We start from the raw sequence: 24,528 nt of genomic DNA on the forward strand, positions 1-24,528 counted from the left end.
CTCCCTGTTCTGTGTCATCCGGGAGGGATGTTCGGCATGACGTCCAGCAGGGTGTCGTGCCGCTTCCAGTGGATGCCGGTGGAGCGCCGCGCGTCGGCGGTGCCGTCCGGGTGGTGCCCGGTCTGGGTGGTGTGCGGCCCCTGGTTGCCCTGGTGCATACCGGGCACGTGGGACGGTGTGTCGGGCCTCGCCTGGGCTCGGCCGACTCGGATGCTTCCCATGGGGTTTCTCCTTCCTGTGCTGCCGTTCCTCAAGGCCGCTCGGTGAGCTCCTCGAAGAAACGCTCCACGGCCGGCCACATCCGTCCGCCGCCGGACAGGCCGCGCCACTCCCGGCGGACCACCGCGAGCATGCGGAAGCAGTCGTCGACCGGTGCGATCCAGTGGTGGTCCAGGCCGTGGACGGTGTTGACCAGCAGCGCCTCGACGTCGGGGACCAGACCGGCCAGGGGCGGGCAGCCGGCGACCGCCCGCTGCCAGGCCGCCGCGTCCACCTCCCAGCGCATGGCACCCGCCGGGCTCGGTCCCTCGGCGGTGACCGAGCCGTCGGCGCGCGGTACGAAGAAGACCAGACCGACCGGGACCCCGAGGGTCGCGGTGTCCACCTTCGGAAGGCGGACCCGGCGGGTCGGGATCAGCCGGAACTGCACGTCGCCGGAGCCGTGTCCCGGCCGTCCCGGGTCTCCCGGGAACAGCAGCGCACAGGGGCGGCAGGCGCAGCGGACCTCGCCCTGGCCGGTGTCGTACAGGTGCGGATGGTGCTCGGGAACCGGGGCGGCGCACAGGTCGCACACCTCCGCCTCCGCCGCCGGCCGGTGGTCGGCGGCGGAGCGGATGAGGCGGGCAAGGGCTCCGTCGGTGCTCACCGGGCCTCCTGCGGCCGGCGCAGGGAGTCCAGGGGGACGAAGGCGGGGGCCGGGGCCTCGGGCAGGGGCTGCACGTCCACCAGCTCGGGGGCCGCGGCGAGCACCGCCTCGCGGACCGCGTCGGCCACCTCCGTGGTACCTCCGCCGCACCCGGAGCCGCAACCGCCGCCCGTGGTCAGCCGCACCCGGCCCACCTGGCCCTCCACTCCGGCCCACTCGACGTCGCCGCCGCGTTCGCGCACGGCGGGGCGCAGCCGCTCGACCGCGCGGGCCGCCCGGCGCTCGGGCGAGTCGGGGTGGATGTCGTGCAGGACCAGGAGATGGTCGAGGAGCTCGTCGTCGAAGAGCTGCCCGGCCAGGGCCGCGTCCGCGCGGTCCAGGACGCGGGCGAGCGCCTCGCCGTAGACCTCGGTCAGCAGGCGTACCGCCTCGACGGCCGGACCGCCGGTCGGGCCGGGGGCGGACTCCAGCCCCTCCAGCAGCGTGTCGAGGCGGGCCAGCCGGGCCTCGACCGCCCGGCCGTCGAGCCGCCCCGGGTCAGCCATGGTTCGCCCCGTAGGTGGGCGAGTGCGTGACGCTCAGCGTCTTGCCCTTGCCCGTGTACATGTGGACACCGCACGGCAGACACGGGTCGAAGCTGCGGACCGTACGCATGATGTCGACGCCCTTGAAGTCGTCCGGCCCGTTCTCCTCGAAGATCGGCTGGCCCTGGACGGCGTCCTCGTAGGGACCGGGGGTGCCGAACTTGTCCCGGGGGCTGGCGTTCCACGGGGTCGGCGGGTACGGGTGGTAGTTGGCGATCTTCTTGTCCTTGATCACCAGGTGGTGGGAGAGGACCCCGCGCACCGCCTCGTGGAAGCCGCAGCCGATCGCCTCGTCCGGCACCTCGAAGTCCTCGAACACCTTGGTGTCGCCGGACCGCACCAGCCCCATCGCCTCGTCCAGGAACTGCAGGGCCATGGCCGCCGCGTAGGCGACGAAGTACGGCCTGGCGCGGTCACGTTCGAGGGTGTTGGACCACTTCGGGATCTTCCACTCCAGGGTGGTCTCCGGCAGGGACTCGCCCTTGGGCAGCGAGATCCGCACACTGGTGCCGGTGGCCTTGATGTACGGCGTGTCGACGATGCCGCTGAGCGCGGTCGACCAGAGCCGGGCGAGCGGGCCGCCACCGGTGTCCAGCGCCAGGTGGTCGCCGGTGCGCTGGTCGAACCAGCGCGGGCTCATCACCCAGCTGTAGTTGGCGTCGAAGTCCCGCTTCTGCGGCACCGGGAGGGTGGTCTGGTTCCACGGGTGGCGCATGTCGACCGGGTTGCCCAGCGGGTCGTGGGTGACGAAGGGGTCCTCGTTCACCCAGTCCTCGTAGAAGGAGCTGCCGAGCATGATCCTCAGGCCCAGGTTGATGTCGACGAGGTTGTTGGTGACCAGCTCGCCGTCGACCACGATGCCCGGGGTGACGTACATCGCCTTGCCCCAGCGGTCCATGTTCTCGTACTTGTAGTCGACCACCTTCGGGTCCTGCCAGGCGCCCCAGCAGCCGAGCAGGATGCGGCGCTTGCCGACCTCCTCGTAGCCGGGCAGCGCCTCGTAGAAGAAGTCGAAGACGTCGTCGTTCATGGCGACGGCCTTCTTCACGAAGTCGATGACGTGCATCAGCCGGCTGAGGTAGTCGGTGAACGCGGTCGGCGACGGCATGGTGCCGACACCGCCCGGATACAGCGTGGAGGGATGGACGTGCCGGCCCTCCATCAGACAGAACATCTCGCGGGTGGTCCGGGAGACCTTCAGGGCCTCCTTGTAGACCTCGCCCTCGAAGGGGTTGAAGGCCTTCATGATGTCCGCGACGGTCCGGTACCCGTGGATGTCCCCGCGCGGGGCGGCGGTCTTCTGCGCCCGCGCCAGCACGCTGGGGTTGGTGGCCTTGACCATCTGCTCGCAGAAGTCCACGAAGACCAGGTTGTCCTGGAAGATCGTGTGGTCGAACATGTACTCGGCCGCCTCGCCGAGGTTGACGATGTGCTCGGCCAGCGGCGGCGGCTTCACCCCGTACGCCATCTGCTGGGCGTAGTCGGAGCACGTGGTGTGGTTGTCGCCGCAGATCCCGCAGATCCGCGAGGTGATGAAGCCCGCGTCGCGCGGGTCCTTCCCCTTCATGAAGACGGAGTAGCCGCGGAAGAGGGAGGAGGTGCTGTGACACTCCACCACCTCCCGGTTGGCAAAGTCGATCTTCGTGTAGATGCCCAGGTTTCCGATGATCCGGGTGATCGGATCCCAGGACATGTCCACGATCTGCTCGGGCTTGCGCCCTGTCTTCCGGGCCTCGGTTGTCATCGGCGTCGCTGACCTTTGCTGTGGGGGGACGTGGGGCGGGAGGACTCTGGGGCGTCAGGGCCGCCAGCGCGGGGCGTACCCGCTGGTGAGCTTGCGCTTGTTGTGGCGCCACTTGGGCTCGTGGTTGACCAGGTCGTTGGTGAAGCCGCGCAGCCTGCGGATGACCGCCCCGTACGGCTTGATGGCCAGCGAGGAGAGGGTGCCGCCGGGCGGTTCGTCCATGAACGGCATGAACGCGTCCGGGAAGCCGGGCATGGTGCAGCCGATGCAGATGCCGCCGACGTTGGGGCAGCCGCCGATGCCGGCCATCCAGCCCCGCTTGGGCACGTTGCAGTTCACGACCGGACCCCAGCAGCCGGTCTTGACCAGGCACTTGGGGGAGTTGTAGTCCATCGCGAAGGACGCCTGCTCGTAGTACGACCCCCGGTCGCAGCCCTCGTGGACCGTGCGCCCGAACAGCCACTGCGGGCGCAGCATGTGGTCCAGCGGAGGCGGGGGAGCGGTGCCGGCGGCGTGGTAGAGCACCCAGACCAGGGTCTCCATGAAGTTCTCCGGCTGCACCGGGCAGCCCGGGATGTTCACCACGGGCAGGCCGCCCTGCGACTTGTAGTCCCAGCCCAGGTAGTCCGCGAGGCCCATCGAACCGGTCGGGTTGCCGGCCATCGCGTGGATACCGCCGAAGGTGGCACACGTGCCGACGGCCACCACCGCCCAGGCCTTGGGCGCCAGTTGGTCGATCCAGTCGTTGAGGGTCTGCGGCTGGCCGGTCTCCGGGTCGTTGCCGAAGGACGTCCAGTAGCCCTCGCCCTCGATGATGTTCTGGTTCGGGACCGAGCCCTCGATGACGAGGATGAACGGCTCCAGCTCGCCCCGCGCGGCCTTCCGGTACGGCGCGAGGAAGTCCTCGCCGCCCAGGCTCGGCGACAGCACCTTGTTGACCAGGTTGACCTTGGGAATGCCCGGGATCAGGCCGAGTACCAGGTCCTCGATGGACGGCTGGTCGGCCGCGGTCACGGAGACGGTGTCGCCGTCACAGCTCATGCCCTCGGAGATCCACAGGATGGTGATCTCGTCGAAGCCCTGGTGTTCGCCGGCTTCGCCCGGTTCGCCGCCGACGGCGGTGGTGGCGTTCTTGGTGCTCATGCGCTAGGCCTCCGGTGGAGTGGGTCCCGTGGGCGGCCCTTGCGCCACCGCTGGATCCGGGACGTCGGTACCCCCGAGCGGCTCGAGTTCGTCGGGCCGGAAGTAGTGGAAACGGCCGTACCAGCCGTGCAGTTCGGCCGCCGGATCGTCGTCGACGGTGACGGCCAGGTGGGTACTGCCGTCCACGTCGTGGAAGACGGCGGCCACGGTCGCGGTCCGTCCGGCCAGGAACATGTCCTGGGCGTCGGCGCCCCGGCCGCGCGGCCGCAGCCGCACCGCACTGCCGCCGCCGACCCGCACGCCGGCGACCAGAACGGTGTCGGTGGCCGGACAGAGCCCCTCGTCGGCGCCCTCCTGCCACCAGGCGGGACGGCCGGCGGCCGGCTTCAGCGAACGGATGGCGCCGTGCAGCCGCCCGAGGACCTCGGGCGGCATGGTGTCGACACGGTCGAGGATCTCGGCGGCCCGCGGGTCGGTGGCGCGGGCCTCCCGCTTCTCCGCGTCCGTCAGCAGCATGGTGCGCAGGGTGAGGATCTCGTCGATCTCCCCGGCGTCGTGCAGATCCCCGGGGCTCTCCGGTGCCACCTGCGGATGGTCGGGCAGGATGATCGGCGAGGACAGCAGCAGGGCGGAGACCGAGCCGTCCGCGGGGGCGTCGGCGGGGGGTGCGCCGCCGAGCACCGGGAACGTGAAGTCGTTGCGGCAGCTCCGGGCGGCCTCCTGACGGGCCGCGCCGGGGTCGATGAGGGAGACGAACTCCGCGCCCTCGGCGCCGAGCAGGGTGTGGGTGGCGATGAGGGCGTGACGCAACGCCCGGTCGCGGGAGGCGTGCGGATCGGCCGGGTGCCCCTCGTGCGCGGTGCGCACCCGGAGCCGCAGGAGGTCCTCGCCGAGCCGCTCGACCACCAGCGTGGTGCTCGCCCGGATCTCCTCCCGGTGCCTGACGATCCGCCCGGCACCTGCGGACAGCACCTCCCGGTCCGTACCGGCGGGGGAGCCCACCGGAAAGCGGTGCTCACCCTCGACCGCGCTGACCGTGAGGTCGGCCGCGCGCGGCACCGCCTCCTCGAAGGTCAGCTGCACGGTCCCGTCGTCGCACGTCAGCGACTCCACCGGCCGGCCCTCGGCGTCCTCGACCTGCTTGTGCTGCATCTGCAGGTACCGCACCCGCACCCGCAGCACCGCGTCCGGCCGGTGCACCCTCACCAGACACTCCGTCTGCTGGTACCAGGAGTCCGCCGAACCCGACACACCCGGGCTGACCGGACCGTCGGCCTCCACCCAGTCCTTCGGGAAGAGGACCCCGAACTGCCAGCGGGCACGGTTCTTCGGCGAGGACCGCCGATAGGGGTACAGGAGGTAGCCCTCGTAGAGCACGGCGTCGGCGACGGCGCTCAGCTGTCCGAAGACGTGCCCGGACCGGTCACAGGGCCGCTGCGATCCGTCCGCCGGGGCAGTGCGGGGTGCCCTGCCGTCGACCAGTGGCTCGGCCATGCAGCCTCCTCGGATCCGTACGCGCGCCCATACCTTCCACCACGGTCACATCGGTCACGCCCGCTCGCCTCTTCTGGGCGAGCGGGGTTGGGCCGAACGGGGTGTGCCGGGGCGTGCGCCGGACCGGCCGGGGGAGGCGGCGGTCAGGGGGCGGTGAACAAGGAGGGGAAGCGGGGGGCCAGCCAGGGCTTGCGGCCGGTGGCGAGTATCTGGCCGCGGGCCATGGCCGACCACGGGCTGCGGCGGCCGAGGGCGATGAGGAGGAAGGCGGCCGGATCGATGAGGATCGTGCAGTCCGGACGGTCCTGCGGTTCCGGGGCCACCCGGACGGCATCACCGGCAACGGTCACCCCGAAGGCGCCGCCGTCACCGCGCAGCCGGATCGTGTAGCGGGCGGTGAGTCCGGCGACGGCCGGGGCGTTCGCCACGGCCGGCATCACCGACAGCATGAACGGCATGCACAGCGCCACCCGTTCGGCGTGGATCATGTGCGGGCGCCGCAGCGCGCGGGCGAGATCGTAGCCGTGGCCCAGCATGTGCGTGAGCAGGTAGGAGGCGAGCACGGACCGGTCCATCCGGCCGAGCGGCGTGACCGGCGCAGGCCCGTCCGCCGTCGCGGCCAGCGCGGCGACGGCGCGTGCGGCCTGTTCGGTGATCATGGCGGCGAGCGGTTCGGCCCGGCGTTCCCCGAACCCGGCCAGGGACTCGGCGTTGGCCGCCGCGAGGCTCTGCGGTGTGCCGTCCCCGTAAGGGCGTTCGGTGCCGAGGGCGAGGTCGGCCATCAGCTCGTTGGCCAGCGCCAGGTGGGCCGCCGCCTCGCCGACGGTCCATTGCGACCCCGGTACGGCGGATCGCGTCTGCGCCACGCCGTCCAGCACGGCCGCGATGTCGTCGCCGGTCCGCCGTATCGCCCGTCCGAGCCCTTCGGGCAGCGCCCCCTGGACGTCCCGCCGTGCCGCCTGGTCCATGTCGGTTGCTCCCGTTCTGCCGGGCGGTACCCAATCAGAGGTACGGGCGCACCACAAGACCCGTGGCGATCACCGCGGGCCGAGGCCGTTCAGGAAGGTGTCGACGACCACGTCGGCGGCCTGGGCGGCGCTGAGCCCGGTCAACTCCTGTGCGGCCGAGTGCATCAGCTGCGGCAGCAGTGAACTCGCCCACGCGAGCGGCAGATCGGCGCGCAGCAGCCCCTCGTCGGTGGCGCGCCGCAGGAAGTCGTCGATCTCCCCGATCAGAGCATCGCGCCGCCGGCGGATCGAGTCGTCGGCGCGCAGCCGGCCGAGTTCCACCGGCCATGTGCGGTTCACGCCGATGATCTCCTCGACGTAGCGGTGCAGCGCCACGGCGACCGGAGCCGCGCGCAGCCTGGCGTTCTGCACGGCGCGCTCGACCGCGTCGTAGCGCGCCTCGTAGACGGCGGCGAGCAGCTCGTCGCGGGACGCGAACCGCCGGTAGACGGTGCGCCGGTCGACGCCCGCCTCGGCCGCGATCGCGGCGATGCTCGCGGCCGGGTCGGCGGCGAGCATGCGGGCCCCGGTCGTCAGGACCGCTTCCAGGTTGCGTGCTGCGTCTGCTCTCACGCGCCGAGCATAGCCCGATGTGTGGAACCTGACTCGCCTAGTGACTCATGAACGATGCGGTGAAGGAGCTAAGTGCTACATTGAAGTGACAGATAACCGAATGGTTCACTCGACAACCTCGGAAGAGGGCACATGATCACGTACGACCGCCTCTTCATCGCCGGCTCCTGGGAGGCACCCAGCGACCCCGGACTGCTCGACATCCGGTCGCCGCACGACCAGAGGGTCCTCGGCCGTGCCGCCCAGGCCCGGCCCGCCGACATCGACCGCGCGGTGGCCGCCGCCCGGCTCGCCTTCGACGAGGGGCCCTGGCCGCGCACGGCGCCGGCCGACCGCATCGCCGTCATACGGCGTCTGAACGCGCTGCGCGAGGCCGGTGCCGAGAAGATCGCCGACCTCATCTCGGCCGAGAACGGCTCGGCCGCCTGGTTCACCAGGGCCGGGCAGCCGGGGCTCACCCGGCAGGCCGAGGCCTACCTCGCGGCCGCCGAGGGGTTCGGCTGGGAGGAGCCGGTGGGGTCCGGCTCCGCGGTGCGCGCCGTCGTACGCCGGGAGCCCGTCGGTGTCGTCGCCGCCGTCATTCCCTGGAACTCCCCGTACTCGGCGGCCCTGGCGAAGATCATCCCGGCGCTGCTGGCCGGCAACACGGTCGTCCTGAAGGTGTCCCCGGAGAACTCGCTGAGCATGGGTTTCCTCGCCGAGCTGCTGGAGCGGACCGGTCTGCCGGAAGGGGTGATCAGCGTGCTCGCCGCCGACCGGGAGACCAGCGAGTACCTGGTGTCCCACCCCGGCATCGACAAGATCGCGTTCACCGGCTCGACCGGGGCCGGGCGCCGGATCGCCGCCATCGCGGGCCGACAGCTGAAGCGGGTCAGCCTGGAACTGGGCGGCAAGTCGGCCGCGATCATCCTGCCGGACGCCGACATCGACCGCGCGGTGCGCGGGCTCAAGTTCGCCTCGCTGCTCAACAACGGCGAGTCCTGCATCGCCCAGACCCGCGTCCTCGCCCCGCGCGACCGGTACGAGGAGGTCGTCACCGGCCTCAAGGACCTCGTGGAGTCGCTCAAGGTCGGTGACCCGGCCGACCCCGACACCTTCATCGGCCCGATGATCCGCCGCGACCAGCAACAGCGCGTGCGCGACTACATCGAGGCCGGCGTCAGGGAAGGGGCCCGGCTCGTCACCGGTGGCCCGGGCGTCCCGCCGGGGCTGGAGAACGGCAACTACGTGACCCCGACCGTCTTCGCGGACGTCGACAACTCCATGCGGATCGCCCGCGAGGAGATCTTCGGCCCGGTCCTCGTGGTCATCCCCTACGACGACGAGGACGACGCCGTACGGATCGCCAACGACTCCGAGTACGGCCTCTCCGGGGGCGTGTGGTCCGCCGACGAGGCGCACGCGCTGGAGACCGCCCGCAGGCTGCGGACCGGCACGGTCACCGTCAACGGCGCGGCCATCTCCTTCGACGGCCCGTTCGGCGGTTACAAGGCGAGTGGGATCGGCCGTGAGTACGGCGCGGTCGGGCTGGCCCAGTACGTCGAGCACAAGTCCGTCACCCTGCCGGTCTCCGGGGCGTGACCGCCCGCGCCGAGGAGGTGAGTCCGGGACCGTCCGGCACGGCGAGGACCTCCCGGCGGGCGGTCTCGTCCAGGCCACGCAGACCAAGGGGCAGGTTCGGCTCACCTGTGAGACCGAGGTGCCAGGCGGCTGGATGTGTCCCGAGAACTCGAACCGCTGTGGGACCTGGTCCGCCGCCACGGCAGCGATACGTCATCGGGGCGGGCGGCACTCCCGGGGCGCCCGCCGGCTGGGCGTCCTCGGCGAGCTCCAGGACGTGCGAGGTGCGCGGCGCGCCGGTACCGACGACGACGGGAACGCCGCCGGCGGCCTCCACCGCGACGGCCGGGGCACGGGCGCGCTGCCCCCGGGTGAGGCAGGCGTGGCCACCGGTAGACCGGGCGCGCCGACGGAGTCCACGCCGGCGTCGGCCAGGCGGGCCACCAGCGCCGCGTACCCCGCTTCGCCGACGCCCCGCTCGCTGGTGGGGGTGAGGGGGAAGCCACTCAGCCGCGGAACATGGTGGCTCCCTGGACGCGCGGGAATCGGCGATGGCCGGTCGGCCGAGGCGCACGCATCCGCGACGGCCGCGGCACGGCGCGGCACGGCGCGGCACGGCACGGCACTCAGGATTAGTTCAGGTGGTCCGTGGCACGGTCGGGCCTCATGACACAGGAAACGTCACCCATCCCGGTGCCTTCGGCGACCGACGCCGAGAGAGAACCGGACCGTCGGACGCGCCGGAACAAGGTGCCCGAGGTCATCCTCTGCTTCTGGATCACCAAGGTGCTGTGCACGACCGTCGGGGAGACCGCGGCCGACCTGCTGAACGAGAAGGCCGGGCTCGGCCTGACCGGCGTGTCCCTGCTGATGAGCGCCCTGCTGGCGGCCGTCCTGGCCGTACAGTTCCGGACCCGTGCCTACCGGGCGGGCGTGTACTGGCCGGCCGTCGCCCTGATCAGCGTCGTGGGGACGCTGATCAGCGACAACCTCACCGACAACATGGGCGTCCCGCTGGAGACCAGCACCACCGTCTTCGCGATCGTCCTCGCGGTCGTGTTCGCGCTGTGGTATCGGCGTGAGCGGACGCTGTCCATCCATCACATCGACACGACCGGCCGTGAGTCCTTTTACTGGCTTGCCGTGCTGTTCACCTTCGCCCTCGGCACCGCGGCCGGCGACCTGGTCTCCGAGCGGATGGACCTCGGCTACCGGCTCGCCGCGGTCCTGTTCGCGCTGGCCATCGCCGCCGTCGCCCTGGCCCGCTTCGCCCTCGGGCTGGACGCCGTATGGAGCTTCTGGATCGCCTACGTCCTCACGCGCCCCCTCGGCGCCTCCGTCGGCGACTACCTGTCCCAGCCCACCGGTGACGGCGGCCTCGGCCTCGGGACCGTCGTCACCAGCGCACTTTCCTGGCCGTCATCCTCGGCCTCGTGGTGTATCTGGCCGTCACCCGGAAGGACGTGTCGCAGCCTTCGCGGGCCGCACGCCACCCTGTCTGACCAGGCAGGTGACAGGCGTTCAGGAGCCGTTCAGGCCGATGCTGCCAAGGTCGTCGGCGGCGATCGCGGCGTCGCGGTCGCTCCGCCGTACGACCGCGCAAGGAGCCCCCCACGATGCAGCAGCCCAGAACGCTCACCGGCCCCGAGGCCGCCGGTACACCGGTGCCGGTGACGAAGAGACTGCCCGAGGTCACCCTCACCTTCTGGATCATGAAGATCGCGGCGACCACACTGGGCGAGACCGGCGGGGACCTCTTCGCGCAGACGCTGAGGCTCGGCTACTTCCTCACCACGATCGCCCTGCTCGTGGTCTTCGTGGTGACGCTCGTCGTCCAGCTCCGCGCTCAGCGCTACAACCCGTTCTGCTACTGGACCGTCATCCTGTCGACCAGCATGGCCGGCACCACCGTGTCCGACTTCATGAACCGTGACGCCGGCGCCGAGTACCTGTCCGGCGGCGCCACGTCCCTGGGCTGGGGACCCCAGGGCCTCGGCCTCGGCTACCCGGCCGGCGCGGCGATCCTCGTCTCGGTCCTCCTGATCGTCTTCGCGGTCTGGCGGCTGAGCGGCATGACCTTCCGGATCCGGGAGATCGTCACCCTGCGCGGTGAGACCCTGTTCTGGTCGGCGATCCTCGTCTCCAACACCCTCGGCACCTCCATGGGCGACTTCCTGTCCGACAGTTCCGGTCTCGGCTACGCGGGAGGGGCGCTGCTGGTGACCGGAGCGCTCGCCGTCCTCGCCGTACTGGTGAAGGTGCCCGCCGTGCCCGACGTCCTGCTGTTCTGGATCGCGTTCGTCCTCACCCGTCCGCTGGGAGCGACCGCCGGTGACTTCCTGACGAAGCCGGTCGCCAAGGGCGGCCTGAACCTCGGTACGGCCGGCTCCTCGGCCGTCCTGCTGGTCCTGCTGCTCGGCCTCATGGCTCGTGCGCGGGTCCGGGAGCGCGCGGCTGCCACCCGTTGACCGACGTGGCGCGGGGCCGCCTCGGCTCACCCCGCGGGCAGGTCCGCCTGGAAGCGTGCCCCCGGTGTGTGTCCGGGATCGTGGGACACCTCCCCGCCGGCGGCCCGGGCCAGACGCCGCGCGAGCGACAGGCCAAGTCCCGCGCCGTCGTGCCCGTCGGCGGGTTCGGCCCGGCGGCCGGGGTGGAAGAGATCACCCACGAACGCCTCGGGCACGCCCGGTCCGTCGTCGGCGACGCTGATCCGTACGGCGCCGGGCACCGGTCGCGCGGTCACGCTCACCGTGGCACGGGCGTAGCGGGCCGCGTTGGCCAGGAGCGGGCTGACGATGCGTTCGAGGAGAGCGGGGGCCACGCCTGCCTCCAGCGCCGGATCGACGTCCTCGAGCAGCACCCGCACCGGCACCTGGGCGCCGAGGGCGTCGACCATGCGCTTCAGGACGGGGGCGACGGGCGTGGCGCCGGGGGGCGAGGAGACGCCCGACGCGCTCTGGCGGGCGTCGCTCAGCAGGGTGTCGCAGATGGTGCGCATGGACTGGGCGGCTTCCGCTATCACCTCGTGGGTGGCGCGGGTCTCGGCGGCCGAACGCGGCCCGCTCCGCCACCAGTCCAGCTCGATGATGATACGGGTGAGCGGCGTGCGCAGTTCGTGGGAGAGCTCCCCGGTCAACTGCCGCTCGTGCCGCAGCACGGTACGTATGCGGTCCAGCAGTGCGTCCAACGAGGCGCCCAGGCGAGCGAGTTCGGCCGGGCCGGTGGCGCCGAAGCGTTCGTCGGAGCCCGCGGTGCTCCACTCGGTGGCCTGGTCGGTCATGGTGGCCACCGGTTGCAGGGCCCGCCCGACGGCCAGCCGGGTCAACGCGTACGTGCACGCGAGCACGACCGCGTCCAGGACCAGGGATCCCAGCAGCAGGGTGTCCGCCGAGCCGCGGTACGGGGCCAGATCCACGGCGGTGACGACCGTGGCGGAGCCGGGGGGACCGGACACCGGCCGCGCACACATACGCACCAGGCGCGGGTTGTCCGCCTCGACGGTCGTGCAGTGAGCGGATCCGCCCCCGGCGAGCCGTCCGGCGGCCCGGGTCAGTGTGCCGTCGGCCAAGGCCGACGGCGGCCTCTCCAACAGGTGCGTCCCGGTGTAGATCCACACGTTGGCGTCGAGGAGGCCGTCGTTGACGCTCTCCACGACCCGTACCCGCCGGTGGCCGGTGTCGACGGTGGTGGCGACGGCGGCCGCTCGGGTGCGCAGTTCGTCGTCCGCCTGGACCCGCAGATGCCGTTCCACCACCACGTCGAACACCACGGTCAGCACGGTCATCAGCAGGGCGGCGGTGGTCAGGGCCACGAACGAGAGCCGTCCGCGGAGCGTACGGGGCGCGAGCCGGCGCAGCGGACGGATCATGACAGCCGGTGCCCGATCCCCCGCACGGTGCCCAGGCTCAGGGCGCTGCCCGCCTCGCGCAGTTTGCGGCGCAGCCGGCTCAGGTACTGGTCCAGGGTGTTGTCGCTGACCTGGGCTCCCTCCGGCCAGGCGGCCCGGACCAGGTCGCGACGGCTCACGATGGCGCCGCCCGCGGCCACGAGCGGGGCCAGGAGCCGGAATTCGGTCGGGGACAGGTCGACATGGGTGTCCCCGGCCCGCACGCTGTGCCGGGTCGCGTCCAAGACCAGGTCTCCGGCCGTGGTCACGGCCGCGGGCGCGGAACGCCTGAGCGCGACCCGCAGCCGGGCGGCGAGCTCGGCGAGATGGAACGGCTTGGGGAGGTAGTCGTCGCCCCCGGCGGAGAACCCGGACAGCCGGTCGGCGAGGCGATGGCGGGCCGTCAGGAAGATGACCGGCGCACCGAATCCGTTGCCCCGCAGCGCCTGGCACACGTCCCGGCCGTCCGCGTCGGGCAGCTGGACGTCCAGGACGACCGCGGCGATGCCGTCGGTGGCCAGCCGCAGGGCGGTCGCCCCGTCGGCGGCCGGCACGGGGTCGAAGCCCTCCTCGCTGAGGCCGCGGAGCAGCACGTCCCGCAGGCCGTGATCGTCCTCGACGACCAGGATCTTGTGCCGCATGGTCCTCCGTAGGATCGCCGGCCGTACCGGCCGTGCCTGAGCCGAACCCCCCACGGCCACCGCACCGTCGCGCACGCTCACGCCCGGCCACCAGTGGGCGCCGCCGGTTCGCGGGCCGGCCGGGTGCCGGTCACCCGCGCTCCTCCGCGGCCCGGGCGGCCCGGCGGCTCCAGTACACCTCGGCGGCGAAGGGCACCAGCGAGACGGCCACGATCAGCGCCACCAGCGGCAGGAGGTAGCGGTCGACGTTCGGGACCGAGGAACCGAGTCCGTACCCCGCGAGGGTGAGGCCCACGCTCCACAGGAGGCCTCCGACGACCTGCCACAGGGTGAAGGTGCGCGCCGGCACCTCCAGCGCGCCCGCCATCGGATTGAGGACGGTCCGCACCACCGGCACGAACCGGGCCAGGACGATGGCCTTGGCGTACCCGTACCGCTCGAGGAGTTCCTCGGCGCGTGCCGCCCCTTCGTGCAGCCGGCGGGAACGGCTCCGGGCCAGGAGGGCTCCGCCTGCCTTGCGGCCGAGCAGGTATCCGCACTGGGCTCCCACCAGCGCACCTGCCGCCGCCGCCACGAGCAAGGGCCCCAGTGACAGGTGCAGACTCCCCTTCGCCGAGCCTGTGCACAGCAGGCCGGCGGTGAACAGCAGGGAGTCGCCCGGCAGGAAGAACCCGACCAGCAGTCCCGTCTCGGCGAACATCACCACCGCGACACCGAGCACGCCGAACGCCGCCAGCAACGAGTGGGCGTCGAGCACGTTCACGGCCAGCTGGGACGCCACAGGGATCGGTGCGGTCATGCCGGGGTCCTTTCGAGGCGGACGGTGTCGCCCGGACGATCAGGCGACTACATCTTTGTAGACGCTTCCGGGAACTCTAGACGCTCCCCGGGGGTGTCCGCGGCCACGGCCGCCTCGGCGCGGCCGGCGGCGCCGAGGCGGCGCTGGCCGCACGTGAAACGCTCTTCGTATCACCGTTCACCCCTCCTGAACAGGCTCTTTGTCGAGGCGTTCAGGTTGCTGTCAGGCCGGCGCCGCCGTTGTGAAACTCATGCACCTGAAGCCCCAAAACAATGGCAAAGGGATCTGTGGCATCGGGAGCCGGCCGTGTCATCGTGCGGGCCATGACCACAGAGCGTCTCCTCGACGACCGGCCCCTCGCCCCCCTGCGCACCACGGCCAACAAGGTGCCGGAAGTGACCGTCTACTTCTGGATCATCAAGGTGCTCACCACCGGGATGGGCGAGACCGCGTCCGACCTGCTGGCCCGGACGCTGGGCCCGGTGCCGGCGGTGGCACTCGGCGGTCTCGCCCTGGCCGTCTCCCTGGCCGTGCAGTTCGCGGTCCGCCGGTACATCGCCTGGGTCTACTGGACCGCCGTCGTGATGGTCAGTGTCTTCGGCACGATGGCCGCCGACGTGCTGCACGTCGGTCTCGGCGTGCCCTACACCGTGTCCGCCCCGTTCTTCCTCGTCGCGCTGGCGGCGGTGTTCGCGCTCTGGTACGCCGTCGAGCGCACCCTGTCCATCCACAGCATCGACGTCCGGAGCAGGGAGATCTTCTACTGGGCGGCGGTCCTGGCCACCTTCGCGCTCGGTACCGCGGCCGGCGACCTCACCGCGACCGTCGGGTTCGGCTACCTCGGCTCGGTCGTCCTCTTCGGCGTGGCGATCTGCCTCCCTCCGCTCGCCCACCGCTCCGGCGCCCTGAAGGCGGTGCCCGCCTTCTGGGCGGCCTATGTCATCACCCGCCCCCTCGGAGCCTCCCTCGCCGACTGGATGGCGCTCGGCCGCCCCCGTGGCGGCCTCGGGCTCGGACTGGCACCGGTGACCCTGGCCTGGACCGCTGCCATCGTCTGCTTCGTCGGCTACCTCGCCGTCTCCCGCCGGGACACGTCCACCGTCGAGGCGGCCTGAGCCTGCGGCGTCGTGGGGGGACCGCCCGTCACCCGGATGCGCGACGGCCGAGTGAAATGCAAGCTGAAGACCGGGCTTCCGGGCGGCGTATCGAGGAGGTCTTCACGTGATCAGCAGGCGCACCTTCGGCCAGGCGGTGGGCACGGGCGCGGGGGCTGTCTCGCTGGGAGGTCTTGGGGAGGTTCCCCCGGCCTGCGCCGCGGCCCCCGCGGCCGCCCGGGACCGACGAGCGGCAGCCGGCGGGGGCGCGGGCTCCTTCTCCCAGGTGAGGCAGACACGGGCCGGACTGCTCGACGTCGGCTACGCGGAGGCCGGCCCGGCCCACGGCCCCGTCGTCATCTGCCTGCACGGCTGGCCGTACGACATCCACAGCTACGTCGACGTCGCCCCCCTGCTGGCCGGGCAGGGGTACCGGGTCGTCGTCCCCTACCTGCGCGGTCACGGCACCACGCGTTTCCTGTCCGCCCGCACGGTCCGCAACGCCCAGCAGTCGGTCGTCGCGCTCGACATCATCGCGCTGATGGACGCCCTCGAGATCGAGAAGGCCGTGCTGGCCGGCTTCGACTGGGGATCGCGCACCGCCGACATCATCGCCGCGCTCTGGCCGCAGCGGTGCCGGGCGCTGGTGTCGGTCAGCGGGTACCTCGTCACCGACCTGAAGGCCAACCTGGAACCACTGGCGGCGAAGGCCGAGTACACCTGGTGGTACCAGTTCTACTTCGCCACCGAGCGCGGCCGCAGGGCCATGGAGGACCGGGACAGGCGCCGTGACCTGACCCGGCTCGTGTGGACACAGGTGTCCCCGACCTGGGACTTCGACGACGCCACCTTCGACCGTACGGCGGCGGCCTTCGACAACCCCGACTACGCGGCCATCGTCATCCACAACTACCGCTGGCGGCTCGGTCTCGCCCCCGGAGAGCGCCGCTACGACGACCTCGAGAAGAGACTCGCCGCGAAGCCGTCCATCGCCGTGCCCACCATCACCCTCGATCCCGGCCGCGACCCGTTCACCGCACCCGGGGACGGCAGCACCTACCGGGACAGGTTCACCGGCGCGTACGAGCACCGCACCCTCGCGGACACCGGCCACAACCTTCCCCAGGAGGCGCCCGAGGCCTTCGCACAGGCGGTCGTGGACGCGGACCGCCTCGTGGCACCGTCACCTTCCTGACCGGAGGCGGTCCGAGCCGAGGCAGCGGCGCACCGGGGCGCGGCGACGGTCGCGGGCCCGGCGGCCCGGGGACGTGACGGTCAGGAGCCGGGCCGCTCCCGCTCTGTCTGGCGCGTGACCCGCGGGAAGCCGGACCGCCGAAGTCGCCCGGCCGGCGCACCCGTGCGCACCTCCCTGCCCGAGGTCTGCGCCCACCAGGCCAGGTGTCTGCGCGCCGAGACGGACTGTGTGGCCACCCGGTTCCGCCCGGACCCTGCCGAGGTGAGCGGGCCGCCGCCCGTGCCGGGGTCCTGGGCGCCTGCGAGCCGATCGACGGACCGAGGGAGGCGGAGCAGGCGCTCGAACAGGCGCTGCGCCGTGAACTGACCTCGGACGCGGACGCCCACGATGCTTCCGCTGTCGTACGGCTGATCTGGACGGTGGACCACCTCGACGCGCTGCGTCTGCTCCCGGCGTAGATCACCGGTCCCGTACAGGAGGCCGCCGGTGTCGTCACCCGGCGCCGGCCTCGGAACCGGCAGCCATGAATCGCGGGTAGTGGGCGGGAATGAAATACCCGCGCATGCAATTATTGGGGACGTCAGGAACCGCGGTCGGCCCCCGGCCGGCCCGGCACCTCGTCCCGTCCCGCCCCCAAGGAGTTACGAGTTGAACTCGCTGTTCACCCCCTTCGATCTCAAGTCGCTGACGATCCCCAACCGCGTCTGGATGGCGGCGATGTGCCAGTACAGCGCCGAGCCCGGCGGCGAGCGGGCGGGCGTACCCACGGACTGGCACTTCACGCACCTGGCCGCGCGTGCCGCGGGCGGCACCGGGCTGATCATCACCGAGGCCACCGCCGTCAGCCCCGAGGGCCGGATCTCCCCGTACGACCTCGGCATCTGGAACGACGAGCAGGTCGCCGCCTTCCGGCGCATCACCGCGTTCCTGAAGTCGCAGGGCAGCGTGCCGGGCATCCAGCTGGCGCATGCCGGGCGCAAGGCGTCCACCGAGCGCACCTGGGTCGACCGCGGGCGCCCCATCGCCCCGGCCGAACCCTTCGGCTGGACCCCGGTCGGCCCCAGCGCGGTGGCCTTCGGCAAGACCTCGACGGTTCCCGAGGAACTGACCGCGGAAGGCATCCGTGAGACCGTCCGGCAGTTCGCCGACGCGGCCGTACGCGCTCTCGCGGCCGGGTTCCAGGTCGCCGAGATCCACGGCGCCCACGGCTACCTGATCCACCAGTTCCTCTCCCCGCAGAGCAACCGGCGCACCGACGAGTACGGAGGATCCTTCGAGGGACGGACCCGCTTCGCGCTGGAGGTCGTCGACGCCGTCCGCGCCGTATGGCCCGAGGAACTGCCGGTGTTCTTCCGGATCTCCGCCACCGACTGGCTCTCGGAGAACGCCGAGGACGGCCGTGAGGGCTGGACCGCCGACGACACCGTCCGCCTCGCCAAGGAGCTGCTGGCGCACGGCGTCGACCTGATGGACGTCTCCACGGGCGGCATCGTCCCCGACGCGCGGATCACGACCGGCCCGGGGTACCAGGTGCCCTTCGCCGAGCGCGTCCGCAACGAGACCGGCATGCCCGTCGCAGCCGTGGGCATGATCACCGATCCGGCGCAGGCCCAGGAGATCGTCGCCTCCGGCACGGCCGACGCCGTCCTCCTGGCCCGCGAACTCCTGCGCAATCCCTACTGGGCCCGCCACGCCGCCGAGCAGCTCGGTGGCACGGTCGACACCCCCGTCCAGTACCACCGGGCCTGACGCGAGGCGTCAGCAGACGGGCGGGCGGCGACCGCTCCAGGGGAGGGCCGGCTGCAGGGTGCGCGACACCCGGAGCAGCAGGTCCTCCCGCCAGGGCGCGGCGACGATCTGGACGCCGACCGGAAGTCCGGTGGCCGCGTCGTGGTGGACGGGGAGCGAGACCGCCGGCTGCCCGGTGACGTCGAACACCGAGGTGAACACCCCCATCGGGTAGCTGCTCAGCAGCGCCGCCAGAGGATTCCCGTCGGCAACCCCTTCCCATGGGTCCACCGCGATCCCGTCGACCGGTGACGCGGTGAGCACGCCGATCCGCAGCCCGGCCGGCGGCGGCCGCCGGGCGCGTACCTGTCCGTGCACCCCTCAGGTCCGCCGGACACTGACGAGAAGCACCCGGGGGCGCCGGTCGGTCAACGCCGGGGGTCAGCCGGTTCTGGTGGGCCACTTCCGCAGCCGGCCGCGGTGCGCCGCCGCCCGGGACCTCGCCGCGTCCGCGAGGCCGGGCTGGAGCCGGCGGGCGGCGTCGACATGGTCGTCGGTCCAGATGATCCGGACCGCGACGGGGGTGGCCCGGCCCTGACCGTCGCTGAGTTCGCCGCGGACGGACTCCACCAGCCGCGCCGCACCCTCGGGATGCAGGGGGACGACGTCGGGGACGGGGGAGTGGTCCCCGAGGCTGGCCGCCAGACCGCGGTACCAGTCGGTGACGAGATCCGCGGACCCGAGGACGGCACGGTGGGCGTCCGCCCGCACGGCCTGGACGCGCGCCCGGTCCTCGCCCTGCCACAGGGAGACGACGGCGTCGGCGGCCAGGCGCAGCCCGACGACGCCCGACACGAGGGTGGCCGTGCAGGCCAGCGACAGCGGCTTGGCGCCGCGTTCGGCCAGGAAGCTGCGGAACGCGTCGTCGAGACGGCGCGCGGAGGCCGCCGCCGCCCGGCTCTGCGGATCCGGATCCGCGGGGTGGCTGTGGCCGAGGGCGTAGTCGACGGCGGCCCCCAGGTAACGGGCGCTGTCCTCGTACGCCTGGGCGAGTGCCTTGTGAACGGCCGCCTGGGCGCCGCGCGGCCAGAAGAACAGCGCGACGAGGACGCTCACCAGGCACCCCAGCGCGATGTCCTGGATGCGCAGCAGGGCGACATGCCAGCTGGGATCGTGGCCGATGTTGAACAGCACCACGAGCGTGACGGTGAACGCGGCCTGCCCGGCGGCGAAGGAGATCACGGCGGGCGCGATGCCGGCGCACAGGACGGCCACCGGGAGCACGAACCACAGCGCGGTGCCGTGATGGCCGATCAGATGCAGCAGCCCGGCACCGGCCACGGAGCCGGCCACCGTGCCGAGGACGGCGCGGGCGGCGTTCTGCCCTGTGCTGAGCGCGTTGGAGCGCAGCACGGACAGGGTGCCGAGCAGTACCCAGAAGGAGTGCTCCACACCGGTCACGCCGGCCAGGAACACGGCGATGCCGAGGCCGACACCGCCGCGCAGACTGTTGTGCATCCACACGGAGTCGGCCCTCAGATGGGCGGCGGCCCGTTCCCGCGCGGAGGCCAGCGGCGCGGCCAGCGCACCCGGCTCCCGGCCGAGCAGCAGCTCGGGCCAGCTGCGCTGCCAGGCGGTGGCCGCCATGTCCACGTTGTCGGCGATCTGCAGCACGGCGAAGCCGAGTTCCTGGGCGCGGAAGGACACGTCGAGCGCGGCGATGAACCTGTAGTTCTCCGCCGGGCTGTTCCCGCCCGGGTGCTCGGCGGGCACGTGGACGGTGGAGCTGTGCTCCATCCCGCTCAGCGCCGCCCGCAGCCGTTCGGCACGGGTCCGCAGCGGGCCGGTGTCGCCGTTCAGGTCGGTGAGCAGGTCGCAGGCCGCCTCCAGGACATGGGCCGCGGTACGGCGCACGCCGAGCGCGGCCGGATCACAGCCGGGGGGCTCCTCGGCGTAGCCGGACCGGTCCAGGAGGACGGCGCACAGCCAGGTGAGTTCGTCGACCAGCCGGACCAGGGCCCGTGAGGTCGCGGACAGGCCGGTCGGCCGGTAGGGGGTGGCGTCGAACGCTTCCCGCAGGTCCGCGCCGGCGCGGGCGGTGAGCTCCGCCGCGGCTCTGCACCGGTCGTCGAGGGGCGCCGACCCGCCAGTGGCCGGTGCGGAGGCCCGGGTGCGCAGGTATGCGGCGGCGGCACGGCAGACGGCCGCCGCCGGTGCGCTGAGCGGATCGGCGGCGGGGCGCGGCCACAGCAGGGCGACGGCCGGCAGCGCCGCCGCCGCCGCGAGACCGGCCCCGGCGAGGCGGTCCGGCAGCTGGGACAGCGACACCGGTGCGCTGACCGGCAGCACGAACGCCAGCAGGAGCGCCGTCGAGCTGCCCGCCAGGACGGAGCTGACCACACCGGCGAAGAGCACCACGAACCCGACCACGACGGTGGCCAGTACGGCGAGCCAGATCTGCGCGGCGGCCAGCGTCCCGACACAGATCAGCACCAGCCAGGCCACCGCGAGAGCCGCCTGCGCCCGCAGCCGCTCCACCATGGAACCGGAGTAGTCGACCAGCAGCAGCATCGAGAAGGTCCCGAACGCGGCGAAGCTCGCCATCGTCGGGTTGTGGAACACCTCGCCGGACAGGGCGAACAGGGCGGGCATCACCAGCGCGGTACGCCCGGCCCGCCGGGTCGCCGCGAGGTCCGGGTCCCGGTCGCGCAACCACGTCACCCAGCGCGGTGCCCGCCCCGACATGCACACCTCCCGCCGGCCCCAGGCAGCCGGCTCCGCCGCCGCGCCGCGCACACCACCCATATGCGGCCACCTCCGGGCGGTCCGCAACATTTGCCCGAGGCCCGGCGCACACCGCTGACGCGGCCCGGCTCACCGCACCGGGAAGCCGAACGTGTACCCCTGTCCCCTGAGCCAGGGGAGCACCTCGCGCAGGGCGGCCACGGTCTCGGAGCGGTCGCCGCCGGCGTCGTGGAAGAGGATGGTCGGCCCGTTGGGCATCTCGTCCTTGACGGTGGTGACGACGGCGGACGTGCCGGGGCGTTCGAAGTCCTTCGAGTCGACGTTCCAGCCGAGCGGCCGCATGCCGCGCGAGGCGGCGAGCTTCCTGCTGTACGGGGTGAAGGCGCCGCCCGGGGCGCGGTAGTAGAGCGGCCGTACGCCCCCCGACGCCTCGGTGATCATGCGTTCCGCGTCGAGGATCTGCCGGGACTGGTAGGCCTCGGACTTGCGGTCCATGGTGACGTCGTGCGACACCGTGTGGTCGCACAACCGGTGCCCGGCCGCCACCACCGCCCTGACCAGGTCGGGATGCGCCTTCGCCTGCGGGCCGATCATGCAGAACGTGGCCCTCACGCCGTACTCCTTGAGCACCTGGAGCACCTGCGGCGTCCAGACCGGGTCCGGCCCGTCGTCGACGGTGATGTTGACGCCCCGCTCGCCCCGGTCCGAGGCGTGCGCGATCTCCGCCGACACGGCGGCGGCCTTCCGGGCGGGGCCGGGCGCCGCGGGGTGCGCCGAGGTCCCGGCCCCCGCGCCCCTGCCGACGGGGCCGGACGGTGAGGTCCACAGTGAGGCGGCCACAGCCACCGCCGTGACCCCCAGCGCCGCCGCGGCCACCTGGCCGTACCATCCTCGTCCGCCGCGCCGTACCATCGTCCGCCCCGATCCTTGTCGTTCCGCTGCTCTCGTGCACCCGTCCAGACGGATGGAGGGGGTCACCGGATCCATCCGTTACCGATCACGGACAATTCCGCTGGAGATCTGCGACGGGCACCCCGTGTGTCCTTTAACGGCGGGCGGAGCGATCGGTGTTGGCGGTCCGGCCCGCAACCGCGCGGCGGAGCCCCGGGCGCCCCGTTAATGCAACTGAGTTGTGCTAATATTCCGCGCGTGAGTTCGAACCGTCCTCAGCGTGCCCGCAGTGCGGCGGCCAAGCAGCAGCGTGAAAGGGAGATCCTCGACGCCGCCCGGTCGCTCGGCACCGGGCGCAGCGTGCGTGAGGTCACGCTGACCGACATCGCCGCCGCCGTCGGTATGCACAAGTCCGCCATGCTGCGGTACTTCGAGACGAGGGAGCAGATCTTTCTGACGCTCACCGGCGAAGGCTGGCAGGAATGGTCGGCGGCGCTGCGCGCACGGCTGGGTGAGCTCACCGGCGCCGGTCATGACGAGATCGCGGCCGCCCTCGCCCGGTCGCTGGTGGCGCGGCCGTTCTTCTGCGACCTGCTTGCCCAGGCGCCGCTGAACCTGGAGCGCAACGTGTCGCTCGACTCCGCCTACGGGTTCAAGACGATCGCGCTCGCCGAGGTCGCCTCGATCGCCACTGTGCTGCGCGGGCTGCTGGGGATCGGCGAGGGCGCGGCCCTGGACGTGGTCGCCACCGCCACGGGCATGGCCGGGGCGCTGTGGCAGATGGCCGCGCCCGGCACCGGACTTCGTGAACTCTACGAAAGCCACCCGGAGCTGGCGCACGCGGTGGTCGACGTCGAGCCCCGGCTGACCCGCATCCTGACCGCCCTGCTGGACGGTCTGCGCGCCACGGCTCCGGAGGTCTGAGACGCCGGTGCCGGGCGCGGCTTCCGGCCGCCCTCCGGCGCGGCGCGGCGTCGTCCGCTCAGGCGGCCCGGTCGACCTCGTGGACCAGCTCGATCGCCCGGCCCAGGGTGGCGAGCCGCTCCTCGAGGGTCTCACCGGCCGGATAGAGCCGTACCATGTCCACGCCCGCGTCGCGCCAGACGGCCAGCCGCTCGCGCACCATGGCCTCGGTGCCGATCAGCGTCGTAGCGAGCACCATCTCGTCGGTCACCAGGGCGGCCGCGCCGTCGCGGTCGCCGTCCTGCCAGCGCTCGTGCACCTCGGCGGCGACCTCGGCCCAGCCCTGGCGGCTGTAGGCGCCGTTGTAGAAGTTGGTGGACGCCGACCCCATGCCGCCGAGGCTGAAGGCGAGTTCCTTCTTGCGGCCGGCGACCATCGCGCCGAGCGCCTCCTCGTCGGGCGCGAAGGCGACCTCGGCCCCCTGGCAGACGTCCAGGTCGGCGCGGGTCCGGCCGCCGCGGGCCAGGCCCTCGTCGAGAGGGGCGAAGTAGGCGTCGGCCGCGCCCTCGGGCACGAAGCTGGTGCCGAGCCAGCCGTCGGCGACCTCACCGGTCAGGCGCAGCATGGCCGGTGACAGGGCGGCGAGGTAGACCGGGATCCGGTGCTCGGCGCGCATCGACAGCCGCATCGGCACGGCCTCGCCGCCGGGCAGCGGAACGTTGAACTCGGCGCCGGAATAGGACAGTCGACCACCGTCGAGCACCCGCCCCACGATCTCCACCGTCTCGCGCATGCGCCGCAGCGGCCGGGCGAAGGGCACACCGTGCAGTCCCTCGATCACCTGCGGGCCGGAGGCGCCGAGGCCGAGCAGGAAGCGCCCGCCGGACAGGTTGGAGAGGGTGACGGCCGTCTGGGCCACGGCTGTCGGCGTCCGGGTGCCCAGTTGCATGACGCCGGAGCCGAGCAGCATCCGGTCGGTGAGCGCCGCGTAGTAGCCGAGGGCGGAAGGCGCGTCGGAACCCCAGGCCTCGGCGACCCAGCAGACGTCCAGGCCCAGCTTCTCCGCCTCGACGACGAAGTCGCTCAGCTGGGACCAGTGTTCGCTGCCCGAGGCCTCGATCGTGGTGGCTGTCCGCATCACGCCTCCGCCCGCTGCTTGATCTGCGTGAGGGTGGCGGTGATGCTGCGCTCGAACTCCCGCAGCCGTACGAACACGATCTTCTGCTCCTTGTCGGGCATCCGGTCGATCGCCACGGACAGCCCCGACCGGCCCGGCCCGAGTTGCATCCACTGCGACAGTTCGGTCCCGCCGTTCTCGCGGCGCAGCCGGAACCGCCAGACCGCGGAGGGAGCGGCGGGGTCCTCGACGGCCCAGGCGAGCACCGACCCCGGTTCGCACTCGATCACCTGGGACGTGGTCTCCCAGGTGCCGAACGCCTCGTGCTCGCTGCGGCCGACGAACCTGGCGCCCACCTCGGGTCCGGCCACGCCGTCCAGCCAGGTGACGGACCGGAGTTCCTCGCTCATCTCCGGCATCAGTTCGATGTCGCTGACCAGGGCCCACACCCGCCCCGGTGGGGCGTCGATCCAGGTCCGCACCTCGACCGTCGGTCTGTCCGCGTAGCGTGCGCCCGTCCACTCCAAGATCGTCGGCCTCCCTGCCGTCAAGCGTCTGA

Annotated in this window: 23 protein-coding genes and 1 pseudogene; 8 read left to right on the forward strand and 16 right to left on the reverse strand. The window is 72.4% G+C overall.

From position 1 onward, the window contains the following. Positions 1 to 14: 14 nt before the first annotated feature. From ACFXI4_RS36485 to ACFXI4_RS36520, 8 genes are all read right to left on the reverse strand, one after another. Positions 15 to 221 (reverse strand): hypothetical protein, encoded by a 207-nt coding sequence (locus ACFXI4_RS36485; RefSeq protein WP_384999465.1) that lies wholly within the window; start codon positions 219 to 221, stop codon positions 15 to 17. 29 nt (positions 222 to 250) lie between these two features. Next, positions 251 to 865 carry a DUF5947 family protein gene (locus ACFXI4_RS36490; RefSeq protein WP_384999468.1) on the reverse strand — a complete coding sequence of 205 codons (615 nt, stop codon included), beginning with the start codon at positions 863 to 865 and terminating at the stop codon, positions 251 to 253. After that, positions 862 to 1,410: a NifU family protein gene (locus ACFXI4_RS36495; RefSeq protein ID WP_384999471.1), complete on the reverse strand. Its 549-nt coding sequence runs from the start codon at positions 1,408 to 1,410 to the stop codon at positions 862 to 864. The genes ACFXI4_RS36490 and ACFXI4_RS36495 overlap by 4 nt, the downstream gene beginning before the upstream one ends. Continuing rightward, complete coding sequence (locus ACFXI4_RS36500; protein ID WP_384999474.1) at positions 1,403 to 3,193, reverse strand: nickel-dependent hydrogenase large subunit; 1,791 nt, start codon at positions 3,191 to 3,193, stop codon at positions 1,403 to 1,405. The genes ACFXI4_RS36495 and ACFXI4_RS36500 overlap by 8 nt, the downstream gene beginning before the upstream one ends. A 54-nt stretch (positions 3,194 to 3,247) precedes the next feature. Continuing rightward, positions 3,248 to 4,336 carry a hydrogenase expression protein HypE gene (locus ACFXI4_RS36505; RefSeq protein WP_384999477.1) on the reverse strand — a complete coding sequence of 363 codons (1,089 nt, stop codon included), beginning with the start codon at positions 4,334 to 4,336 and terminating at the stop codon, positions 3,248 to 3,250. Positions 4,337 to 4,339: 3 nt separating this feature from the next. Further along, the gene (locus ACFXI4_RS36510; protein WP_384999480.1) at positions 4,340 to 5,830 is read right to left on the reverse strand and encodes a hypothetical protein; all 1,491 of its coding nucleotides are present in this window, start codon (positions 5,828 to 5,830) and stop codon (positions 4,340 to 4,342) included. 143 nt (positions 5,831 to 5,973) lie between these two features. Further along, positions 5,974 to 6,798 carry a maleylpyruvate isomerase family mycothiol-dependent enzyme gene (locus tag ACFXI4_RS36515; RefSeq protein ID WP_384999483.1) on the reverse strand — a complete coding sequence of 275 codons (825 nt, stop codon included), beginning with the start codon at positions 6,796 to 6,798 and terminating at the stop codon, positions 5,974 to 5,976. Between the two features lie 69 nt (positions 6,799 to 6,867). Next, on the reverse strand, positions 6,868 to 7,356 hold the full coding sequence (locus ACFXI4_RS36520) for a TetR/AcrR family transcriptional regulator (protein WP_384999602.1): 489 nt from the start codon (positions 7,354 to 7,356) through the stop codon (positions 6,868 to 6,870). A gap of 186 nt (positions 7,357 to 7,542) precedes the next feature. Here ACFXI4_RS36520 and ACFXI4_RS36525 point away from each other — a divergent pair, with 186 nt between their 5' ends. From ACFXI4_RS36525 to ACFXI4_RS36535, 3 genes and pseudogenes are all read left to right on the forward strand, one after another. Next, positions 7,543 to 8,991, forward strand: a complete 1,449-nt coding sequence (locus ACFXI4_RS36525) for an aldehyde dehydrogenase (protein WP_384999486.1) — start codon at positions 7,543 to 7,545, stop codon at positions 8,989 to 8,991. A 645-nt stretch (positions 8,992 to 9,636) separates the two neighbouring features. After that, positions 9,637 to 10,472: pseudogene (locus ACFXI4_RS36530) on the forward strand (hypothetical protein). 114 nt (positions 10,473 to 10,586) lie between these two features. Beyond that, entirely contained in the window at positions 10,587 to 11,438 is an 852-nt protein-coding gene (locus tag ACFXI4_RS36535; RefSeq protein ID WP_384999489.1) for a hypothetical protein, read from the forward strand. Positions 11,439 to 11,464: 26 nt separating this feature from the next. Here ACFXI4_RS36535 and ACFXI4_RS36540 read toward each other — a convergent pair whose 3' ends face one another. The 3 genes from ACFXI4_RS36540 to ACFXI4_RS36550 form a co-directional block, all read right to left on the reverse strand. Further along, entirely contained in the window at positions 11,465 to 12,838 is a 1,374-nt protein-coding gene (locus ACFXI4_RS36540; RefSeq protein WP_384999492.1) for a sensor histidine kinase, read from the reverse strand. Continuing rightward, the gene (locus tag ACFXI4_RS36545) at positions 12,835 to 13,497 is read right to left on the reverse strand and encodes a response regulator transcription factor (RefSeq protein ID WP_384999495.1); all 663 of its coding nucleotides are present in this window, start codon (positions 13,495 to 13,497) and stop codon (positions 12,835 to 12,837) included. The genes ACFXI4_RS36540 and ACFXI4_RS36545 overlap by 4 nt, the downstream gene beginning before the upstream one ends. Before the next feature lie 130 nt (positions 13,498 to 13,627). Further along, the gene (locus ACFXI4_RS36550) at positions 13,628 to 14,296 is read right to left on the reverse strand and encodes a DedA family protein (protein WP_384999497.1); all 669 of its coding nucleotides are present in this window, start codon (positions 14,294 to 14,296) and stop codon (positions 13,628 to 13,630) included. Between the two features lie 323 nt (positions 14,297 to 14,619). On the opposite strand from ACFXI4_RS36550, the gene ACFXI4_RS36555 reads away from it, so the two are divergent. From ACFXI4_RS36555 to ACFXI4_RS36570, 4 genes are all read left to right on the forward strand, one after another. Beyond that, positions 14,620 to 15,411: a hypothetical protein gene (locus tag ACFXI4_RS36555; RefSeq protein ID WP_384999500.1), complete on the forward strand. Its 792-nt coding sequence runs from the start codon at positions 14,620 to 14,622 to the stop codon at positions 15,409 to 15,411. 106 nt (positions 15,412 to 15,517) lie between these two features. Continuing rightward, a complete protein-coding gene (locus tag ACFXI4_RS36560) occupies positions 15,518 to 16,585 on the forward strand; it encodes an alpha/beta fold hydrolase (RefSeq protein ID WP_384999502.1) in 1,068 nt (355 codons plus the stop codon). A gap of 203 nt (positions 16,586 to 16,788) precedes the next feature. Next, positions 16,789 to 17,043: a hypothetical protein gene (locus ACFXI4_RS36565; protein ID WP_384999505.1), complete on the forward strand. Its 255-nt coding sequence runs from the start codon at positions 16,789 to 16,791 to the stop codon at positions 17,041 to 17,043. A 190-nt stretch (positions 17,044 to 17,233) separates the two neighbouring features. Next, positions 17,234 to 18,334, forward strand: a complete 1,101-nt coding sequence (locus tag ACFXI4_RS36570; protein ID WP_384999508.1) for an NADH:flavin oxidoreductase/NADH oxidase — start codon at positions 17,234 to 17,236, stop codon at positions 18,332 to 18,334. 9 nt (positions 18,335 to 18,343) lie between these two features. On the opposite strand, the gene ACFXI4_RS36575 is transcribed toward ACFXI4_RS36570, so the two are convergent. The 3 genes from ACFXI4_RS36575 to ACFXI4_RS36585 all read right to left on the reverse strand — a co-directional run bounded on the left by ACFXI4_RS36575 (position 18,344) and on the right by ACFXI4_RS36585 (position 21,970). Next, positions 18,344 to 18,691, reverse strand: a complete 348-nt coding sequence (locus ACFXI4_RS36575) for an amidase family protein (protein WP_384999511.1) — start codon at positions 18,689 to 18,691, stop codon at positions 18,344 to 18,346. Between the two features lie 63 nt (positions 18,692 to 18,754). Next, positions 18,755 to 21,118, reverse strand: coding sequence for an FUSC family protein (locus tag ACFXI4_RS36580; protein WP_384999514.1), 2,364 nt, complete (start codon positions 21,116 to 21,118; stop codon positions 18,755 to 18,757). Between the two features lie 69 nt (positions 21,119 to 21,187). After that, on the reverse strand, positions 21,188 to 21,970 hold the full coding sequence (locus tag ACFXI4_RS36585) for a polysaccharide deacetylase family protein (RefSeq protein ID WP_384999517.1): 783 nt from the start codon (positions 21,968 to 21,970) through the stop codon (positions 21,188 to 21,190). A gap of 237 nt (positions 21,971 to 22,207) precedes the next feature. On the opposite strand from ACFXI4_RS36585, the gene ACFXI4_RS36590 reads away from it, so the two are divergent. Further along, a complete protein-coding gene (locus ACFXI4_RS36590) occupies positions 22,208 to 22,873 on the forward strand; it encodes a TetR/AcrR family transcriptional regulator (protein WP_384999519.1) in 666 nt (221 codons plus the stop codon). Positions 22,874 to 22,931: 58 nt separating this feature from the next. On the opposite strand, the gene ACFXI4_RS36595 is transcribed toward ACFXI4_RS36590, so the two are convergent. Both ACFXI4_RS36595 and ACFXI4_RS36600 read right to left on the reverse strand, forming a co-directional pair. Next, on the reverse strand, positions 22,932 to 23,990 hold the full coding sequence (locus tag ACFXI4_RS36595; RefSeq protein ID WP_384999522.1) for an LLM class flavin-dependent oxidoreductase: 1,059 nt from the start codon (positions 23,988 to 23,990) through the stop codon (positions 22,932 to 22,934). Then, entirely contained in the window at positions 23,990 to 24,496 is a 507-nt protein-coding gene (locus ACFXI4_RS36600) for an SRPBCC family protein (RefSeq protein ID WP_384999525.1), read from the reverse strand. The genes ACFXI4_RS36595 and ACFXI4_RS36600 overlap by 1 nt, the downstream gene beginning before the upstream one ends. Positions 24,497 to 24,528 lie beyond the last annotated feature (32 nt).

This window comes from Streptomyces sp. NPDC059224, assembly GCF_042754285.1.
Classification (GTDB): domain Bacteria; phylum Actinomycetota; class Actinomycetes; order Streptomycetales; family Streptomycetaceae; genus Streptomyces.

What these genes read in the sequence shown, in the direction of transcription:
- ACFXI4_RS36555 (WP_384999500.1), top strand. Translation starts at nt 14,620, where the DNA reads ATGACCACAGAGCGTCTCCTCGACGACCGGCCCCTCGCCCCCCTGCGC.
- ACFXI4_RS36485 (WP_384999465.1), bottom strand. Translation starts at nt 221, where the DNA reads ATGGGAAGCATCCGAGTCGGCCGAGCCCAGGCGAGGCCCGACACACCG.
- ACFXI4_RS36505 (WP_384999477.1), bottom strand. Translation starts at nt 4,336, where the DNA reads ATGAGCACCAAGAACGCCACCACCGCCGTCGGCGGCGAACCGGGCGAA.
- ACFXI4_RS36540 (WP_384999492.1), bottom strand. Translation starts at nt 12,838, where the DNA reads ATGATCCGTCCGCTGCGCCGGCTCGCGCCCCGTACGCTCCGCGGACGG.
- ACFXI4_RS36550 (WP_384999497.1), bottom strand. Translation starts at nt 14,296, where the DNA reads ATGACCGCACCGATCCCTGTGGCGTCCCAGCTGGCCGTGAACGTGCTC.
- ACFXI4_RS36525 (WP_384999486.1), top strand. Translation starts at nt 7,543, where the DNA reads ATGATCACGTACGACCGCCTCTTCATCGCCGGCTCCTGGGAGGCACCC.
- ACFXI4_RS36520 (WP_384999602.1), bottom strand. Translation starts at nt 7,356, where the DNA reads ATGCTCGCCGCCGACCCGGCCGCGAGCATCGCCGCGATCGCGGCCGAG.
- ACFXI4_RS36495 (WP_384999471.1), bottom strand. Translation starts at nt 1,410, where the DNA reads ATGGCTGACCCGGGGCGGCTCGACGGCCGGGCGGTCGAGGCCCGGCTG.
- ACFXI4_RS36585 (WP_384999517.1), bottom strand. Translation starts at nt 21,970, where the DNA reads ATGGTACGGCGCGGCGGACGAGGATGGTACGGCCAGGTGGCCGCGGCG.
- ACFXI4_RS36580 (WP_384999514.1), bottom strand. Translation starts at nt 21,118, where the DNA reads ATGGGTGGTGTGCGCGGCGCGGCGGCGGAGCCGGCTGCCTGGGGCCGG.
- ACFXI4_RS36545 (WP_384999495.1), bottom strand. Translation starts at nt 13,497, where the DNA reads ATGCGGCACAAGATCCTGGTCGTCGAGGACGATCACGGCCTGCGGGAC.
- ACFXI4_RS36500 (WP_384999474.1), bottom strand. Translation starts at nt 3,193, where the DNA reads ATGACAACCGAGGCCCGGAAGACAGGGCGCAAGCCCGAGCAGATCGTG.
- ACFXI4_RS36595 (WP_384999522.1), bottom strand. Translation starts at nt 23,990, where the DNA reads ATGCGGACAGCCACCACGATCGAGGCCTCGGGCAGCGAACACTGGTCC.
- ACFXI4_RS36510 (WP_384999480.1), bottom strand. Translation starts at nt 5,830, where the DNA reads ATGGCCGAGCCACTGGTCGACGGCAGGGCACCCCGCACTGCCCCGGCG.
- ACFXI4_RS36535 (WP_384999489.1), top strand. Translation starts at nt 10,587, where the DNA reads ATGCAGCAGCCCAGAACGCTCACCGGCCCCGAGGCCGCCGGTACACCG.
- ACFXI4_RS36515 (WP_384999483.1), bottom strand. Translation starts at nt 6,798, where the DNA reads ATGGACCAGGCGGCACGGCGGGACGTCCAGGGGGCGCTGCCCGAAGGG.